This window comes from Shewanella sp. MTB7, assembly GCF_027571385.1.
Taxonomy (GTDB): domain Bacteria; phylum Pseudomonadota; class Gammaproteobacteria; order Enterobacterales; family Shewanellaceae; genus Shewanella.
Map to the genome: position 1 here is coordinate 324,965 of NZ_CP085636.1, position 16,641 is coordinate 341,605.

Consider the following 16,641-nt stretch of genomic DNA (forward strand, 5'->3'; position numbering starts at 1 on the left):
TAAAAAGGGTAAACCAATTTGATTGAGGGCTACAAAGCTGAACTCAGTCGGAGTATCATAGAACAATCCATACTAAAACACTCAAGTTTTACCTGACGGAGCTTGTCTTAATGATCACCATTTCCGAAACCGCTCAGGCTCATTTTGTTACCTTGTTAGCAGATCAGCCCGAAGGAACTCATATTCGTGTATTCGTAATTAGCCCTGGTACAGCGACAGCTGAGTGTGGCGTTTCATATTGTCCGCCTGATGCCGTAGAGGCTGATGATATGGAGTTCGAATTCAATGGCTTTAATGCCATGGTCGATGAGAAATCAGCGCCTTTCCTCGAAGACGCTACCATAGATTTTGTTACCGATCAGCTAGGTTCACAATTAACGCTAAAAGCGCCAAATGCTAAGATGCGTAAAGTCTCAGCTGATGCGTCTCTTAATGAGCGTATTGAATACGTCATTCAGTCTGAAATCAATCCTCAACTTGCTAGTCATGGCGGTAATATCTCATTAATTGAGGTTTCAGAAGAGGGCATTGCAGTTCTACAATTTGGCGGTGGTTGTAATGGTTGCTCTATGGTTGATGTGACCTTAAAAGATGGGATCGAAAAGCAGTTGCTTGAGATGTTCCCTGGCGAGTTAACGGGTGTTAAAGATGTGACCGAGCACCAAGCAGGTTCGCATTCTTATCAGTAAAAGCTGATAAAGAGAAAGGCGAGTGGGTTTTATACCTACTCGCTTTTTTTGTGTCTGAATTAGAATGAGATGACTTTACTTAGCTTGTATCTATAGTGCAGGGTTAACGTTAAGCTTCTGGCTAGCATAAAGGCGCTCATGGCTGCCCACAATGCATGGTTTCCTAGATCTTGTAATAAGAACCATACAGGGAAGAATATGCCAAAAGTGGATATTATCATGCTGTTTCTCATTATTTTTCCTTTTGCAGCACCAATATATACTCCGTCAAAAAGGTAAGATCCGAAGGAGAGTAGAGGGAGAAGTACAATCCAAAATAGAAACTCATTAGCGACGATTCTGACATCCTCGATACTGGTCAGCATACTTATAATACTCTCTCCGCCAAAGGCAAAAAACAGTGTAAATAAGATGGCTGATATTGCGGACCAGAGCCAAGCTAAGGTTACGCTTTGCTGCATTAATATTTTATTCTTCTGCCCATAAGCTTTACCTACTTCAGCCTCAGCATAGTAAGCAATGCCGTCTAGGGCGTAAGAGATAAGCAGTAATAGATGGAGTAAAACAGCATTTGCGGCAACGGTGTTGTCTCCTAGCCCTGCACCTTGAAAGGTCATAAAGGCAAAAGAGATCTGCAGACATAAACTGCGAATAAATATATCGGCATTTAAGCTAAGTAACTTGCGGTAGCTGCTAAGGTTCAAACTTTTACAGAGATGAGATAGATTGAATTCTCCCGTTTTTTGAATCTGTCTATAAACCATAGTGAATGCAACGAGGAAACCTGCTATATCGGCAAATACTGAAGCTAAAGCCGCGCCTTTGACTCCCCAGCCTAAACCTAAGACAAAGAGTAAGTCCAAACCAACATTCGCTAGGTTTGCCACGATAAGCTGCCACATAGCCGCTTTCGGCTGTTGTCGACCCAGTAGCCAACCTAAAAGAACAAGGTTGAGCAGTGCAAAGGGGGTTGACCAGATCCTGATATTAAAGTATTCACGACAATACCGCTGAACTTCAGCACTTGCATCTGTGAGCGAGAGCGCGCCATTCAGAATAGGGAGTTGCAGTATTACAGCACTTACCCCTAAAATAAGCGCTAAACTACCTGCTTGAAGTAATAACTTATATTGGGTTTGTGTATCGCCCGCACCGTAGGACTGGGCAACTAAGCCTGTTGTTGCCATTCTTAGAAACCCAAGCATCCATAGTATAAGCGTGATGATGGTAGAGCCAACGGCTACTCCGCCTAAATAGTAGGCGTTACTTAAATGCCCCACTACTGCAGTATCGACCAGTCCCAATAATGGAACAGTAATATTGGACAATATCATAGGTAGAGCCAGTGCCAATAATTGTCTGTTTTTCTGTTTATTAAATAGGAGTTCGACAGTGGTCATATTATCTCAGAGGTTTAATATTTTATGTTTAAAAGCATGTTAGTCATTCTGCTTGTCATGATTGGCTTTTCGACTCAGGCAGCGGTGATTTTACAATATCACCATGTTTCGGCATCGACACCAGCGAGCACGAGTGTGACACCAGAGCAGTTTCGTGAACAGATGCAGTATTTAGCTGAAAATGATTTTATTGTTAAACCACTTTCAGAGGTAGTGCATGCAATTAAAAGTAATCAGAAAATTGCGGCAAAAACCGTGGTTATCACTTTCGATGATGGGTATCGAAGTATCGCCAAGACAGCGCATCCTATTTTAAAGGAATATGGTTTTCCCTACACCCTATTTGTCTCTATTGAACCGATTAAGGCTAAATACCGTGAAATGATGAGTTGGGATGAACTCATTTTACTTTCGAAAGAGGGAGCGGAAATTGCTAATCATAGTTGGGCACATGAATACCTCATTCGTAAGCTTGAAGGTGAATCCGAGGTTGAGTGGCTTGCGAGAATTGAGAACAATATTTTAATGACTGAGAGTGAAATATCTTTAGCGACTGGGCAAAATCATAAGATGTTGGCCTACCCTTATGGGGAATATAATCAGGCCATTGAGTCTATGCTAGCAAGTCATGGTTTTATCGGGTTAGGACAACAGTCTGGAGCTGTCGGACATTATTCATCGCTCACTGCTTTACCTCGATTTCCAGTCGCTGGTGTCTACGCCGATTTAGCGAGTTTGAAAGTGAAGCTACATAGTCTAAATATGCCAGTATTATCACAGAATATTCGTGATCCTGAATTAAAGAACGGTCACTGGAGGCCAGAGTTAAAAGTGACATTGGATGTGAGTGATATCTACCCTCATCAAATGATGTGTTACATTCAAGGGCAAGGAGCTAAAGCGCCGCTTTGGATTAGTGGTAATGAATTTAGCATTCGAGCTGAGTTAGATCTCCCAGTAGGAAGATCCCGATACAATTGTACCGTACCAAGTAAAAGTAACACTGGTTACTATTGGTTTTCACAAGCTTGGATAAGAAGTGTAGGTGAAGCTTTCTAGTATATTTATTTTTTCGCTCACGGTTTGTTTAACAAAGAGAGCAGCTTTGCTGGGATCCTATCGATATGTAGTACATCTCTACTGGCTTTTATATCGACGGCAGCCCCTGGCATGCCCCAAACGACGGAACTTGCTTCATCTTGGGCTACGGTGTAGGAGCCTTTGTTTTTCATATTGAGCAAGCCTTTAGCACCATCTTTACCCATTCCGGTTAGTATGACTCCTAAGGCTGGCTTTCCTATTGATTCAGCCACACTATCAAAAAGTACATCGACAGAGGGTTTGTGTCGGTTAACGGGGGCGCTATCTAATAGTTTGGTATAAAGTGACATGCCTCTTCTTTCGACAACTAAGTGCGCGCAACCAGGGGCTAAGTAAGCGGTACCTGGAGTTAATTTCTCTCCACCTTGAGCCTCTATCACTGTCATAGCAGCATTGTTATTTAGACGTTTGGCAAATGAGGCGCTAAAGGCGGCTGGAATGTGTTGAGCAATAACGATAGGCGAGATGTCACTAGGAAGTTGACATATCAAGCGTTGAATCGCTTCAGTTCCTCCTGTTGATGCCCCAATAGCAATTATTTTATTTTGTGAATATGAAGATTTATAGCTCGTTATACTTGGTTTAGGAATCGTAGTATGTGGACGAATCTTACTTTTAGATGCTAAACGAATTTTTTCAATTAGCTCTTCACGGTAGTCCATTAATCTATTGGTAAGATCGGATTTAGGTTTCAGAATAAAATCTACGGCGCCAATTGATAAAGCCTCAAGGGTCACCGCGGCCCCTTTTTCTGTGAGGGTTGATACCATAATGACGGGCATAGGTTTTAGTTTCATTAGATTTCTTAGAAATGCAATGCCGTCCATTTTGGGCATTTCTATATCCAAAGTGAGTACATCTGGATGGAGTTTTTTTATTAAATCCCGAGCTTCATAGGGGTCTTCGGCCGTACCGACGACCTTAATGTCTGGAGTATCGCTTAAGAGGTGAGTCAGTAACTGCCTTACCAAAGGGGAGTCATCAACGACTAAGACTTTTATCATCACTTTTTCCTTTATGTTTGTACATGCATCCCATCATTTAAATCTTATTTATTCTAATTTACGCATGTCAAAACGAATACAAAATCTCTTAGGTTTAGCACCTTAAAGATTATTTCCCGTTGATTTTTTTGCCGTGATTTTCGTACCTCCATGGCCTAAGGGTCTGTATATGGTTTGGCCAATAAGGTCGAACTCTTCTGAAATATTTATTAATGTTTCCGAGTGGCCAATGAATAAATAGCCTTGAGGGCTGAGCATTTTTCTGAACTTTGTAATAATCTTTTGCTTGGTCACATTATCAAAATAGATAAGCACATTTCGACAAAATATTACATCGAAAGGTCCGTTCATTGGCCAAGTTCCTAATAGATTAAGTTGTTTAAAATGAACCATTTTTTTAATATTTGGTTGAATCTGTATATGCTGGTTATCCTCGGAGTATTTAACATACTTTTCAGTATAGCGTTTAGGCAAGTTGGTCACCGAATCTCTTGCGTAGCAGCCAGCAGACGCCTTCTTTAGTACATTGGTGTCCAGATCGGTAGCCAACATTTTTAAGTCGCATTGGGGCGAAGGAAAATGTTTTTCTAGTGTCATAGCAATACTGTAAGGTTCCTCGCCAGTAGAGCAAGCCGATGACCAGATCCTAAGCCGTTTTTTGTGTCCACTCTTCCATTCCGGCACGATGACTTGTTCAAGGTAGTTAAAGTGATGTTCCTCTCTAAAGAATGCAGTTAGGTTGGTCGTTAGTGCGTTAATAAAATTAATTCGTTCATCTGGAATATTAGTAACATATGAGCAATATTGAGTGAAATCTTTCAAGTTTAGTTGACGTAATCGACGACTCAGTCTCGAATACACCATATGTTTCTTTCTTTCCGGAAGTACTATCCCTGTGTTGTCGTAGGCAAGACTTCGAATAAATTCGAAGTCAGCCTTCGTCATAGAGAATTCCTTTTCGTCTATGATTTCCAATTGTCTCTCCTAAAACTCATTCCACTCTTCGTCGCTAATATTTAAGTTGCCATGAGAGTCACCAGAGACTAAAGCCAGTGGAGCAGAGGTGAGTCCTGAACTTGTCATCTCTTGGGCTTGAAAGAAGCTGAGTTGGCTCTTCATATTTCTTGCCTGTTCGGCCATCGCATCACCAGCAGCCGATACTTGCTCAACTAGTGCGGCGTTTTGCTGAGTCATCTCATCCATCTGAGATATCGCTTTATTAACTTCTTGGATTCCGGATGATTGTTGATCCGATGCGATACTTATTTGGCTTATCATATCGGCAACTTTCGTGACAGCTTGTACGATATCTTGAAGTGTTTCGCCAGATTGGTTCACCAGTTGAGTGCCATCGGTGACCTTGCCAACGCTGTCGCGGATCAGTTCTTTGATCTCCTTAGCCGCCCCTGCACTTCGTTGGGCAAGGTTACGCACCTCACCGGCAACGACAGCGAAGCCACGTCCCTGTTCCCCAGCTCTTGCAGCTTCAACTGCAGCATTCAATGCCAGTAGGTTGGTTTGAAAAGCAATCTCATCTATGACGCCAATGATGTCAGATATGCGTTTACTGGAGTCGTTTATGGCTTCCATAGCCGTAACAGCTTGTTCAACAACTTTACCTCCATGCTCGGCCTTGGTATTTGCTTCCTGGGCCAACTCATTAGCAAGTGTCGCATTTTGGGCGCTTTGGGTCACAGTTGCTGTCATCTCTTCCATGCTCGATGCCGTTTCTTCAAGTGACGCCGCTTGTTCTTCGGTTCGTTGGCTAAGATCTGAGTTACCTTGTGCTATCTCTTCGGCTCCTGATGTCACTGTATTGGCAGATTCATTAATGCCACCAATCACTTCCGTTAATCGAGTAGCGGTTGCGTTTGCATCTGTCTGTAGCTTGCTGAATTGGCCTTCGTAATCTCCATTTATTTGGCGAGTTAAATCACCTTTAGCTAACCCATCAAACATATTAACGACATCAGAAATTACACTGTCGGCAATGCCGACTAAGCGATTGAGTCCATTTGATAGATTGAGGAAGAAGCCCTCTTTACCTTCGGTTGACACCCTATGACTTAAGTCTCCGGCCGCCGCCGCTGAAATAATGGTATCGATCTCATGTTCAATAGCGACTTCTGCTGTGCGATCTGTCCACTCGACAACGGTGCCTATTCTATTTCCGTTAATGTCGTTGATGGGGTTGGCTACAACTTTGAAGGTTCTGCCTCCGACCATAAGTTGACTTGAGTAAGTACTGGTTAGGTTGCCGAGTAAGTTGCGCTGATGGCTTGGGTTTTTATGGAAGCCATCGATATTGACTCCAATGAGATTATTGGCATCGAAGTTTGGCAGGTCTTTTACTATATCGGATTGCGCAGTTCTGAACATTTTTGTAACCGCTTGATTCATATAGATAATATTTAGGTCGCCATCTGCCACCATAGTATTGGCTGACACACTATCAAGTGCTTGTTTAATACGTGCGTTTTCGGCGGATAGTTGTTGATCTTCGGCTTCTTTAGCGAGTTTAGCGGTTACATCTAGCCACTCAACAACTGTGCCTGTACGTTCACCATTATCGAATACCGGTGTTGCGATTAAGTTAAAGGTCAAGCCAGAAATTTGTATGCTGGTCTCATAAGTGCTGGTGAGCTTGTCTAGCATATTCCTTTGGTGGGCTGGATTTTTATGGAAGATATCGATATTAGTACCCATCAGAGTGGTCATATCAAATCGGCTTAATGTCTTTTGCAACTGACGTTCATTATCAGAAAGCATCTCTTTTAGAGAATCATTGTAATAGATGATCTCATAATCTGCATTTGCCATCATGACGTTAGCTTTGCATACATCCAGTGCTTGCTTGACACGTCCGGTGTCGGCTGCTTGCTGTTTCTCTTCGGCTTCTTTAGCCAGTTTCGCGGTCACATCCAGCCATTCGACAACGGTTCCAGTGCGCTCTCCGTTATCGAAAACCGGGGTCGCAATCAAACTGAAGGTGAGTCCAGATACCTCGATATCGGTTTCATAGGTGCTGGTGAGCCTGTCTAACATGCCTCTCTGGTGGGCTGGATTCTTATGGAATATATCAATATTACTGCCCATCAAGGTAGACATATCGAACTTGCTTAAGCTCTCTTGTAATTTACGTTCATTTTGATCCAGCATCTCCTTGAGAGAATCATTGAAGTAAATAATGTTGTAATCAGCATCGGCCATCATGACATTGGCCTTACATACATCCAATGCTTGCTTAATACGTCCAGTTTCTGCTGCAGCTATTTGTTCTTCGGCCTCTTTGGCCAGCTTGGCGGTAATATCTTGCCATTCAACGACGGTTCCAGTGCGCTCTCCGTTATCGAAAACCGGGGTCGCAATCAGGCTGAAGGTGAGTCCGGATACTTCTATATCAGTTTCATAGGTGCTGGTAAGTCTGTCTAACATGCCTCTCTGGTGGGCTGGATTCTTATGGAATATATCAATATTACTGCCCATCAAGGTAGACATATCGAACTTGCTTAAGCTCTCTTGTAATTTACGTTCATTTTGATCCAGCATCTCCTTGAGAGAATCATTGAAGTAAATAATGTTGTAATCAGCATCGGCCATCATGACATTGGCCTTACATACATCCAATGCTTGCTTAATGCGTCCGGTCTCTGCCGCGGTTAATTGCTCTTCAGCTTCTTTGGCTAGTTTAGCGGTCATATCCAACCACTCGACAACAGTGCCTGTACGCTTACCGTCGACGAATATGGGACTTGCGATTAAGTTAAATTTAAGACCTGCTACATCGATATTAGCTTCGTAGCTAGCGGTTAAGCCTTCGAGAATTCTTCTTTGGTGAGCGGGGTTGCGATGAAATATATCAATGCTTTTACCTATAAGGTTTTTAGCATCGAAATTTGACAGGTCATTTTGCAATGCTTTCTCATTTTGGCTGAGCATTTTCATTACGGAATCATTCATATAGGCAATATTGAAGTCATCATCGGCCATCATGACATTGGCTTGACAGATATCCAGAGCCTGAATCTTGGTTTCATCACTTTGCCGTTTTAGATATAACTCTTTGATTCTATTAGTCAGTGTTTCCCAGCCTGATAAGTTAACAGCTGAAAATTCTGGTGGTTCATTATTGATTAATGCCTTGCTCACCTCTTCGAAAGCTTGCTCTGTTAGGTTTTGTCTTTGAATGAGTTTCAAAAAACCAATTGCAAGTAGGGCGATAGCGATAATTTGCAGTCCAGCTATCCAGCTCGTTGTTTGCCCAGATAGGGATAAGACTAAGGCGAAAGCACTGAAAACTAGGCCCGCGATGGGCAAGCTTTTAGTGTTGGCGTTGTTGATGTAATTTGCTTCCATTCGTGTGTCCTCGTTATAGCTGCTTATTCATTGACAGCTTGTGGCTGTTGAGCATCAATATTATTAATTAAATTAGAAAGTTGAGATGCTTCAGGCAGGATTTCACTACTAAGAAGCTTGTTTATATCCAAAAGAATAACCATCTTTTCTTGTGTGTTGGTTAATCCCTTTATAAAACCTAAATCTGTTTCATCACCAAAGTCTGGGGCACTACGAACATCAGTATCATTGACACTAAAGACATCAGATACGGCATCGACAACGATACCAATAACCTTGTGATTGTTTGAAATTGCGACTTTCACGACTATGACTACGGTCGTTGCGCCATATTCTAAGGTTTCAATTCCAAACCTTTGTCTTAGATCTATAATGGGAACGATAGTGCCTCTTAGGTTAATAACTCCTTTAACATGGCTGGGAGAGTTGGGTATTATGGTTGTTGCTTCCCAGCCTCTAATCTCCTGTACTGAAAGAATATCGACCCCATACTCTTCACTCGCCATGATGAAAGTAAGGTATTGCTGACTAATATCATCGGTGTTGGCATGTTCTTGTTGGGTTAACTGTGTCATATCTCAAGCTCCGTCGTTCCTTATATGCGATTCAAATTCCATTCGGCGTTAAGCTGCATGTTCTTTCGTACTGGTTATTCCAGCTAAGTTTACTAATCCGAAAATATCGATAATTAGCGCAACCGTACCATCACCTAAGATGGTCGCTCCTGAGACTCCAGCTACCTTATTGTAGTTATCTTCAAGGCTCTTGATGACAACTTGTTGTTGTGAAAGAAGTTCATCGACAAGTAAGCCTATTTTTTCGTTGTTTGAATCAACGACCATGACTAAGCCATCTTTGATCTCTTGATAATCCGCATCATGTCCAAACTCTTGGAATACTTTTATGACGGGAAGGTATTCATCTCTAAGTCTGATGAGTTCGTGATCCTCACTTATGCGATTAATTCTTTGCTCTTCTACCTGTAAAGATTCATGAATGGATACTAAGGGGACAACATAGGTATGCTTTCCAACTCTGACCAGCTGTCCATCAAGTATAGCCAAGGTTAGTGGTAAGCGGATGGTGAAGCGACTGCCTTTATCTTTGGTGGATTTCAGTTCAATCGTACCATTGAGTTCATGGATGTTTCGGCGGACTACATCCATGCCAACACCACGACCTGACAGATCCGATACCGCTTCAGCAGTTGAAAAGCCTGCTTTAAAAATGAGCTGATTTATCGCATCTTCACTGAGCTCTTCATCCTCACTGATAAGCCCTTTCTCTAGTGCTTTTTTACGGATTAACTGCGTATTTAATCCTGCTCCATCATCTATGATCTCAATAATGATGTTACCGCCCTGATGGAACGCATTAAGGGTGATAGTACCTATTTCTGGTTTACCTTTACTGACTCTTATATCGGGGGTTTCAAGTCCGTGGTCAAGAGAGTTTCTGACTAGGTGGACCATGGGATCGACAATCTTTTCCATTACCGTTTTATCTAGCTCAGTCTCTTCTCCTTTAAGGACTAACTCGACTTTCTTGCCTAACTGTTGACCTATGTCGCGAACGAGTCTGGGAAAGCGGTTGAAGGCAAAACTGATGGGAAGCATGCGGATCTGCATGACACTTTCCTGCAGGTCTCGAGTATGGGATGCTAGTTGCTCTAATCCTTGTTTAAGAGAAAGGAGAGACTCTTCTTCTATAGAATCTTGCTGACCAATCTGGCCTAACATGGCCTGGGTAATGACCAGCTCACCGACCATATTGATAAGGATATCTATTTTTTCAATACTGACACGTATTGAACCGCCTTCTGGCGTTTTAGCCGTGGTTACGGCTTTAGGCTTAGCAGTAACTGTTGTTCCAGTAGAGAGCGGTTTATCTTTATCTTGAGCCTCTGATGATGACGTTTGCTCTTTTTCAGTTAAATGAGCCTGTTTGTGATAATTGATAATGCACTCATCTTCAACCCACTCGAATACTTCTTTTATCTTATCTAAAGGTTGTTCAGTGATTAAAGTAAGCTGCCAATTGAGGTAACAGGCTTCAGGATCCAGATCTGAGAAGTCAGGTAGAGTAGAATCCACTAACGTGACGCTTAATTGACCAAGAAGCCTTAACTCATTGAACATCAAGCTAGGATCATTACCACAGCGTAATATGTCTATGCCTGGTTTGAAGTCTATGGTCCATGTTGCCATCTGATGGTCATTGTCATCAATGGTTTCTTCTATTGCACTCTCATCTAGCTCTTCATGACTGGCGTTACCCGTTAATGCTGCATTGAATCGCCTCTCTAACTCTGCTAGTAAAGGGTCTTCAAAATCGACTTTACGCATTAATGCATCGATCATATTACGTAACAGATCGATAGATAGAAGTAGCATATCTTGATGATCATTAGTCATCTGTCGGCGGCCATCTCTAATCTCATCGAGAAGCGTCTCTAATAGATGGGTATAACCTGCAACTTGTGAGAATCCGAAGGTAGCACTGCCTCCCTTAATAGAGTGAGCAGCCCTAAAAATAGTATTAATAGATTCATCGTCGGGCTCACTGACATCCAGCTTGAGGAGCTCTGACTCCATGCTTTCCAGTCCTTCTAAGCTCTCTTCAAAAAATACCTGACTAAATTGACTGAGATCGATTTCCATATTTAGATGCCACCATTAGGTCCATTTATTGTGATTAACCTAGTACTTTGCGTACCGTCGCAAGTAATTGGTCTGGATTGAATGGTTTGACTATCCATCCTGTCGCTCCAGCCGAACGGCCTTCATGCTTCTTATCGATTCCAGATTCAGTGGTTAACATGAGTAATGGAGTGAACTTGTAAGCAGGGAGCGTTCGCAAATTACGGATCAATGTTAATCCATCCATAATCGGCATATTTACATCGGAAATGACAAGATCGAATTCACCTACTTGTGCCGCTTTAAGGGCTTCGTCTCCATCGCAAGCTTCTGTTACATCAAAACCTGCTGTTTTTAATGTAAATCCGACCATTTGGCGCATTGAAGCCGAGTCATCGACCGCCAGTATTTTCTTCATAGGGAATTCTCCTCAAGTGTATCCACTTGCAGGTGTGGAAGTATGATTCCTAACTCTCTTAAGTTAGTCAAAAGGTCCGGTTGGCAACCTAGCCAGTCGACTTTTAGAGAGCGGGCATCACATGTTCTGGAAAATAGATGAAGCAGCTGTGCACCAGCTGTGTCAACTCTGGATAATTGGCTTGCGTCGATATGAAGTATTTCAGTTTGTGTAAATAGCTCAGAAAGTTGAGAGAATACCGGCTGAATATTTCGTATCGTTATTTCCGAATCCAATTTAATAGTTTGATCTGACATTTAATTTTCCTTTGGATTACTTTTGTCCATCCCTGCAAGATCAAAAGATAGTCGGCAAATAGGAGTATTTCCTCTTTTGGAATAATATTTTTTGAATACATTTAGTTAAAAAATATTATTTAGAGGGAGGGCGGGCTAAGAAATGTGCAGAGGGGATAGATTAACTACTTATATAACAGATGATTACATGTTTTTGATTTTGCTGATCTTGCGTATGTCTGAGATGAGTTCCTTGGTCAAAATTTGTGGCAAGGTTCCAGGTGTTGAAGACTTAGGTTTGATGACGGCAACCTTGTTTCCCTGAGGAGATATTAGTGCCATAGAGGCACTATGATCTACCTGATAATTTTGTCCTTCTCCGACCATGGCGTAGACAAAGCCTAAATCGCGGGTTAGAGGAAACAGTTGGGAGTGCTCCCCAGTTACTGCTGTAAACTCTGGATTAAAGAAATCCATATAAGAAAGTAATTTATCCTGAGTGTCTCTTTGTGGATCAACTGAGAGGAAGATAATTTGCAGATCTATATCTTTCAATAGTTCAGGATATGCAGCCGTTAGTTTCCCCATGGTTGTAGGGCACACATCAGGACACGCGGTGTATCCAATAAAGAACAAGCTCCATTTATTGGCTAGTTGTAGGTTAGAAAACAACTCGCCATGTTGATCTTTCAGTGTAAACGGAGCTAATTTTTTAGGAGTAGGAAAGAGAAAACTGGTTGAAAGTTCGGGCGCAGCATTATTTGATCTAAATTGGACTGCTGTCACGCCACCTAAGCCCAATAACACTAGGCTAAATACTGCAAACACTAGAATAGACAGTCGCTTGCTCATAGGATAATCCTGTTAATCATGGTTAGAAAACTCAAACATCAAACCCAGAGATAGTGATCGACTAAGAGTACGATGAATAACAACATCAGATGATAGATAGAGAAACGGAAAACCTGCATTGCAAGACCTGGTTTATCATCATATTTTAGCTCCCAGGATTTATAGATAAACCCACAGCTAAGTAGGGTAGAACCCACTAAATATACGGGTCCACACATGCCAACTAGCACTGGTAAAAGGCATGCGATGGCGAGCAAGATGGTGTATAGCAAGATACAGGTTTTGGTAAATTCAGTGCCGTGAGTGACTGGTAGCATCGGAATGTCTACTTTGGCATATTCTGCTTTTCTGTGAATGGCTAGAGCCCAGAAGTGGGGCGGAGTCCAAGCAAAGATAATGATCACAAGTAGCAGAGCATTACCATGAAACTCACCCGTTACCGCTGTCCAGCCTAATAGAGGCGGCATGGCTCCTGCGAGTCCACCCACGACGATATTTTGAGGTGTTGCTCGTTTTAGGTAAGCAGTATAGATGACGGCGTAACCAAGTAAACTGGCGAAGGTTAGCCAAGCTGTTAATTCATTGACTAAAGTGTAGAGTAAGATAAAACCGATAACCGCTAAAGATATTGAGAAGGTAAGAGCTTTAGTGATAGACACTTTACCTTTTGGCAAAGGCCGGTTATAAGTTCGAGCCATTAACCCATCGATCCTACGATCAATTAAGTGGTTAAAAGCAGCCGCAGCTCCCGCCATCATTCCTATGCCTAGCATCCCAAAGATTAAGGCTTGTAGAGGAACTGAGCCTGGTACAGCAAGGCACATACCAACCAAAACGGTGAGTAACATAAGAGCGACGACTTTAGGTTTTGTCATCTCGTAATAGGCGCGCCATTGAAGTGGTTGGCTTTGGGCTGCATTGCTTGCTGATGAAATCGAAAGTGGTTTTGCCATGCTCATTCCTCTCTTTGGTGTTACGCCATATTGTTTGAGTTATTGCGTAATTAAATTCTTATTTTTTACCCGTACTCTTTTTTGTAGGTAAGATATTGAGTTATGCTTTACGCCATAGGGCATAGTTGATAAACACTAAATTTAGAAGCAAGAAGGCTGCTCCAGCGTTATGAGAAACGGCGATGCCTAAAGGTAAGTGAAGTACAACATTGCTGATCCCTAATCCAACCTGCAAACATACGAGCAAAACAAGTAGTACTGCCGAACGTTTTAACAGTGATGATTGAGATTGCTTATATAATTTAAAGGCTAACCAAAACAACATACCAGCCGTCACTATCGCCCCAAATCGATGCACTACATGTATTGTCATTCTCGAAGCATAATCTAATACCCCGAATTCATAGCTGTCGTGAACTTCTTGAAAGGGATTAAAAGCCTGAGTGAGCTTGAGGTTGTTATACCAATCTCCCTCACAAATAGGCAACGAGGTACAAGCAAGTGCAGCGTAATTGGAAGAGGTCCAGCCACCAATCATTATTTGTAAAATCAATACACCGAGGCAAGTTAGCGCCAGAGGTGCTAGTTTTCGAGCGATCGCATCTCCTCCGGGGATCCTTAAAGGTTTTGTTCTTAAGTAAAGTAAAAGAAGCAAAGACACTAAGCTGAAGCCACCAATAAGATGAGACATGACCACAATGGGCATTAGTTTCATCGTTACTGTCCACATGCCGAGTGCCGCTTGGAATACGATTAGTAGTGCAATAACGGTAGGCAGTTTTTTAGGTGTTTCATTATTTTTAAGGCAAAGAATAAATATCAACAGGACTAATAGACCTAAGGCCCCAGCGATATATCTATGTATCATCTCTAACCAAGCCTTTTTAGGCTTGACTTCATGACCTGGGAAGTTATTTTGAACTTGGGTGAGTTCATGGGCTTGGCTTGGCACTTTTATCATACCGTAACACCCTGGCCAGTCAGGGCAGCCAAGACCTGCATCCGATAGTCGGGTGTAGGCCCCCATCAAGATGACACAAAAGGTGAATATGATGGTAATTTTAAGTAATGGGGAGAGCTTCATTAGCCCACTCTCGATAGTTTTAGCATTTTTCTGAGATCAGAGATTAAGGCTTTTGCTTGTAATATTTGCTTATCTCGACCAGATACTGGTGGGTATCGCATAACCAGACTACCAAGTGGATCAACGATAATCATCTGCTGTTGATTAAGCATCTCACTTAAAGGAGGATTTACTTTGACAGTCTCGAATGAAACGCCAGATAAAGCTGAAGTATCACTGTTATCGTCAAGTAAAATTAGGGTGTGAACTCTGTCTTGCTCTTTGCCTAAGGCGACATGACTTTGTTGCAGTATGTATAGGCGATCTAGACATAATTGATCGCAATGTTCAGGAAGCAGATAGAGCAGTTGCCACTCTTTGGGTTTCGGATTATCCATGGCCAGAGACGCATAACTGGTCCCAGTGGACAGAAGCTCTCCCTTATTGGTTGCTCCACCTTGGTATAGATTCATGCTCAGCACAATTTTGGCTGCGACTACGGGTAATAAAAACACCAATAGCAAAATGATAAGTGGTTTTGTGCCGCTCTTTTTGGGGGAGTTCATACTCTCTCCTCTAGTGAGATACCTTAAACGGGCCTAATAAGAAGGAATATGATCTATAAGATCATATTCATCTTGTTTCCCGAGACGGCTAGGAAACGATTTATAGACTTAATTATGACGATAAACAATGCTTATTCCCTAACCTACGTGGTCTTGTTTCTATTGGCAATAGTCATTTTGGTTTATTGTCATCTCTTTGTTTTTACTATTTGTTTTTTAATTCGCTTCTAATGAAATAGATCATAAGTAAAGCAAAAGCTAATGCCAGTGAAAACCACTGTAAGGCGTATCCTAAGTGTTTTTGAGCTGACATTGGGATAGGTTTCCATGGATGTGGTAGGGAGCTCCCTGAGATACTTGTGGGTTGAAATACAGCTAATGCGACAGCGTGGTTTAACATTTCTTCTATTTGAGGAATATTTAAATTTTGAATTCTTTTAGGCCACCCGTTTTCTGCCATAAGCGCTGAACTCATTGGGTTTGTTTGCTTTTGATATAAACGTCCCTCCAAGGTTTGAGTTTGGCTTATATGGGGGAATTGGGGAAGTAACCGTCTATCGTTGCCAGCAGGAACAAATCCTAATTCGACCAGTAACCAAGGAGTATCAGGTGTGACCTGTAAGGCTTGAATAGCTAAATAGCCAACTTGTCCCTTAAATGTTTGATTATCCAGTAAGAATACTTTGTTTCCAATGGGATGTATCTTAGTGTTGAGCCGATACCCTGTCAGCGGTTCCGAGGGCGGAAGATCGAGTAGTTGATCAAATGATAGTGGCACTGAAACTTGTCTGGCAGTAAGTTGTGATTGGATATCTTCTTTAAGCTCAGCACGAGATAGTTGCCAGAAACCTAACTTGACCAAAAGCAGAAACAGACTCACAGTAGCAATAGTGAGCAGCACTTTTGTGCCTACCCAAAAAAGTCGAGGATTGCGAGTGAATACATTATTAGTGTTTAAATTTATCTTAGTACTGCTACTGCTTTTCATCTTATTTAATCTTGCTCGAGCCCTATTGGTTCTCGTGAAAGGAGAGAGTAAGGTTCCTATGAGTCAATATCTTGGTCGTAGGGTGATCTTCTCAGTGTTGGTGGTGCTATTGTTGTTAGGTGCCTTAGCAACAGGGGTCATTACTCCCAATCCAAGACCCTACTGACTTAATCGTTAATCGTTAATCGTTAATCGCTAAGTGTTAAGCAAAGCGACTTCTAGCATCTTAGTTATTGCATTAGCCGCCCCGTTATTAAATCCAATAACAGGGACGAATTTCAGTCTCTTTTAATTTAGATCGAACTAAGTCCTAGATCTTCAACGTTAAGTTGTTCTT

At 42.0% G+C, this 16,641-nt stretch carries 16 protein-coding genes; 3 read left to right on the forward strand and 13 right to left on the reverse strand.

Features of this window, described 5'->3' with window-relative positions; genetic code table 11:
* Positions 1 to 110: 110 nt before the first annotated feature.
* Positions 111 to 689: a Fe-S biogenesis protein NfuA gene (gene nfuA, locus HWQ47_RS01430; protein WP_269969432.1), complete on the forward strand. Its 579-nt coding sequence runs from the start codon at positions 111 to 113 to the stop codon at positions 687 to 689.
* A 59-nt stretch (positions 690 to 748) separates the two neighbouring features.
* Here the strand turns inward: nfuA and HWQ47_RS01435 are convergent, their stop codons facing one another.
* A complete protein-coding gene (locus HWQ47_RS01435; RefSeq protein ID WP_269969433.1) occupies positions 749 to 2,089 on the reverse strand; it encodes an MATE family efflux transporter in 1,341 nt (446 codons plus the stop codon).
* A gap of 24 nt (positions 2,090 to 2,113) precedes the next feature.
* Here HWQ47_RS01435 and HWQ47_RS01440 point away from each other — a divergent pair, with 24 nt between their 5' ends.
* On the forward strand, positions 2,114 to 3,148 hold the full coding sequence (locus HWQ47_RS01440) for a polysaccharide deacetylase family protein (RefSeq protein ID WP_269969434.1): 1,035 nt from the start codon (positions 2,114 to 2,116) through the stop codon (positions 3,146 to 3,148).
* A 17-nt stretch (positions 3,149 to 3,165) separates the two neighbouring features.
* Here HWQ47_RS01440 and HWQ47_RS01445 read toward each other — a convergent pair whose 3' ends face one another.
* The 12 genes from HWQ47_RS01445 to HWQ47_RS01500 all read right to left on the reverse strand — a co-directional run bounded on the left by HWQ47_RS01445 (position 3,166) and on the right by HWQ47_RS01500 (position 16,217).
* Positions 3,166 to 4,194 (reverse strand): protein-glutamate methylesterase/protein-glutamine glutaminase, encoded by a 1,029-nt coding sequence (locus HWQ47_RS01445; protein ID WP_269969435.1) that lies wholly within the window; start codon positions 4,192 to 4,194, stop codon positions 3,166 to 3,168.
* 102 nt (positions 4,195 to 4,296) lie between these two features.
* Entirely contained in the window at positions 4,297 to 5,139 is an 843-nt protein-coding gene (locus tag HWQ47_RS01450; protein ID WP_269969436.1) for a CheR family methyltransferase, read from the reverse strand.
* A gap of 39 nt (positions 5,140 to 5,178) precedes the next feature.
* The gene (locus HWQ47_RS01455) at positions 5,179 to 8,550 is read right to left on the reverse strand and encodes a methyl-accepting chemotaxis protein (protein ID WP_442802093.1); all 3,372 of its coding nucleotides are present in this window, start codon (positions 8,548 to 8,550) and stop codon (positions 5,179 to 5,181) included.
* A 23-nt stretch (positions 8,551 to 8,573) separates the two neighbouring features.
* Positions 8,574 to 9,125 carry a chemotaxis protein CheW gene (locus HWQ47_RS01460; RefSeq protein WP_269969437.1) on the reverse strand — a complete coding sequence of 184 codons (552 nt, stop codon included), beginning with the start codon at positions 9,123 to 9,125 and terminating at the stop codon, positions 8,574 to 8,576.
* A gap of 48 nt (positions 9,126 to 9,173) precedes the next feature.
* Entirely contained in the window at positions 9,174 to 11,210 is a 2,037-nt protein-coding gene (locus HWQ47_RS01465; RefSeq protein ID WP_269969438.1) for a chemotaxis protein CheA, read from the reverse strand.
* Positions 11,211 to 11,244: 34 nt separating this feature from the next.
* The gene (locus tag HWQ47_RS01470) at positions 11,245 to 11,607 is read right to left on the reverse strand and encodes a response regulator (RefSeq protein ID WP_269969439.1); all 363 of its coding nucleotides are present in this window, start codon (positions 11,605 to 11,607) and stop codon (positions 11,245 to 11,247) included.
* Positions 11,604 to 11,903 carry an STAS domain-containing protein gene (locus HWQ47_RS01475; protein WP_269969440.1) on the reverse strand — a complete coding sequence of 100 codons (300 nt, stop codon included), beginning with the start codon at positions 11,901 to 11,903 and terminating at the stop codon, positions 11,604 to 11,606. Before HWQ47_RS01475 ends, HWQ47_RS01470 begins: the two co-directional genes overlap by 4 nt.
* A gap of 183 nt (positions 11,904 to 12,086) precedes the next feature.
* Positions 12,087 to 12,734: an SCO family protein gene (locus HWQ47_RS01480; protein ID WP_269969441.1), complete on the reverse strand. Its 648-nt coding sequence runs from the start codon at positions 12,732 to 12,734 to the stop codon at positions 12,087 to 12,089.
* A gap of 38 nt (positions 12,735 to 12,772) precedes the next feature.
* Positions 12,773 to 13,687, reverse strand: a complete 915-nt coding sequence (gene cyoE / locus HWQ47_RS01485; protein ID WP_269969442.1) for a heme o synthase — start codon at positions 13,685 to 13,687, stop codon at positions 12,773 to 12,775.
* A gap of 100 nt (positions 13,688 to 13,787) precedes the next feature.
* Entirely contained in the window at positions 13,788 to 14,771 is a 984-nt protein-coding gene (locus HWQ47_RS01490; RefSeq protein ID WP_269969443.1) for a COX15/CtaA family protein, read from the reverse strand.
* Entirely contained in the window at positions 14,771 to 15,316 is a 546-nt protein-coding gene (locus tag HWQ47_RS01495) for a hypothetical protein (protein ID WP_269969444.1), read from the reverse strand. Before HWQ47_RS01495 ends, HWQ47_RS01490 begins: the two co-directional genes overlap by 1 nt.
* A gap of 205 nt (positions 15,317 to 15,521) precedes the next feature.
* A complete protein-coding gene (locus tag HWQ47_RS01500) occupies positions 15,522 to 16,217 on the reverse strand; it encodes an SURF1 family protein (RefSeq protein WP_269969445.1) in 696 nt (231 codons plus the stop codon).
* Positions 16,218 to 16,251: 34 nt separating this feature from the next.
* On the opposite strand from HWQ47_RS01500, the gene HWQ47_RS01505 reads away from it, so the two are divergent.
* Positions 16,252 to 16,470 (forward strand): DUF2909 family protein, encoded by a 219-nt coding sequence (locus tag HWQ47_RS01505; RefSeq protein WP_269969446.1) that lies wholly within the window; start codon positions 16,252 to 16,254, stop codon positions 16,468 to 16,470.
* Positions 16,471 to 16,641 lie beyond the last annotated feature (171 nt).

Bases quoted from the DNA above. Each gene is read 5' to 3' on its own strand.
- HWQ47_RS01450 (WP_269969436.1), bottom strand. From the start codon at position 5,139: ATGACGAAGGCTGACTTCGAATTTATTCGAAGTCTTGCCTACGACAAC.
- HWQ47_RS01490 (WP_269969443.1), bottom strand. From the start codon at position 14,771: ATGAAGCTCTCCCCATTACTTAAAATTACCATCATATTCACCTTTTGT.
- HWQ47_RS01465 (WP_269969438.1), bottom strand. From the start codon at position 11,210: ATGGAAATCGATCTCAGTCAATTTAGTCAGGTATTTTTTGAAGAGAGC.
- HWQ47_RS01495 (WP_269969444.1), bottom strand. From the start codon at position 15,316: ATGAACTCCCCCAAAAAGAGCGGCACAAAACCACTTATCATTTTGCTA.
- HWQ47_RS01440 (WP_269969434.1), top strand. From the start codon at position 2,114: ATGTTTAAAAGCATGTTAGTCATTCTGCTTGTCATGATTGGCTTTTCG.
- HWQ47_RS01460 (WP_269969437.1), bottom strand. From the start codon at position 9,125: ATGACACAGTTAACCCAACAAGAACATGCCAACACCGATGATATTAGT.
- cyoE (WP_269969442.1), bottom strand. From the start codon at position 13,687: ATGGCAAAACCACTTTCGATTTCATCAGCAAGCAATGCAGCCCAAAGC.
- HWQ47_RS01435 (WP_269969433.1), bottom strand. From the start codon at position 2,089: ATGACCACTGTCGAACTCCTATTTAATAAACAGAAAAACAGACAATTA.
- nfuA (WP_269969432.1), top strand. From the start codon at position 111: ATGATCACCATTTCCGAAACCGCTCAGGCTCATTTTGTTACCTTGTTA.
- HWQ47_RS01445 (WP_269969435.1), bottom strand. From the start codon at position 4,194: ATGATAAAAGTCTTAGTCGTTGATGACTCCCCTTTGGTAAGGCAGTTA.
- HWQ47_RS01475 (WP_269969440.1), bottom strand. From the start codon at position 11,903: ATGTCAGATCAAACTATTAAATTGGATTCGGAAATAACGATACGAAAT.
- HWQ47_RS01480 (WP_269969441.1), bottom strand. From the start codon at position 12,734: ATGAGCAAGCGACTGTCTATTCTAGTGTTTGCAGTATTTAGCCTAGTG.
- HWQ47_RS01455 (WP_442802093.1), bottom strand. From the start codon at position 8,550: ATGGAAGCAAATTACATCAACAACGCCAACACTAAAAGCTTGCCCATC.
- HWQ47_RS01470 (WP_269969439.1), bottom strand. From the start codon at position 11,607: ATGAAGAAAATACTGGCGGTCGATGACTCGGCTTCAATGCGCCAAATG.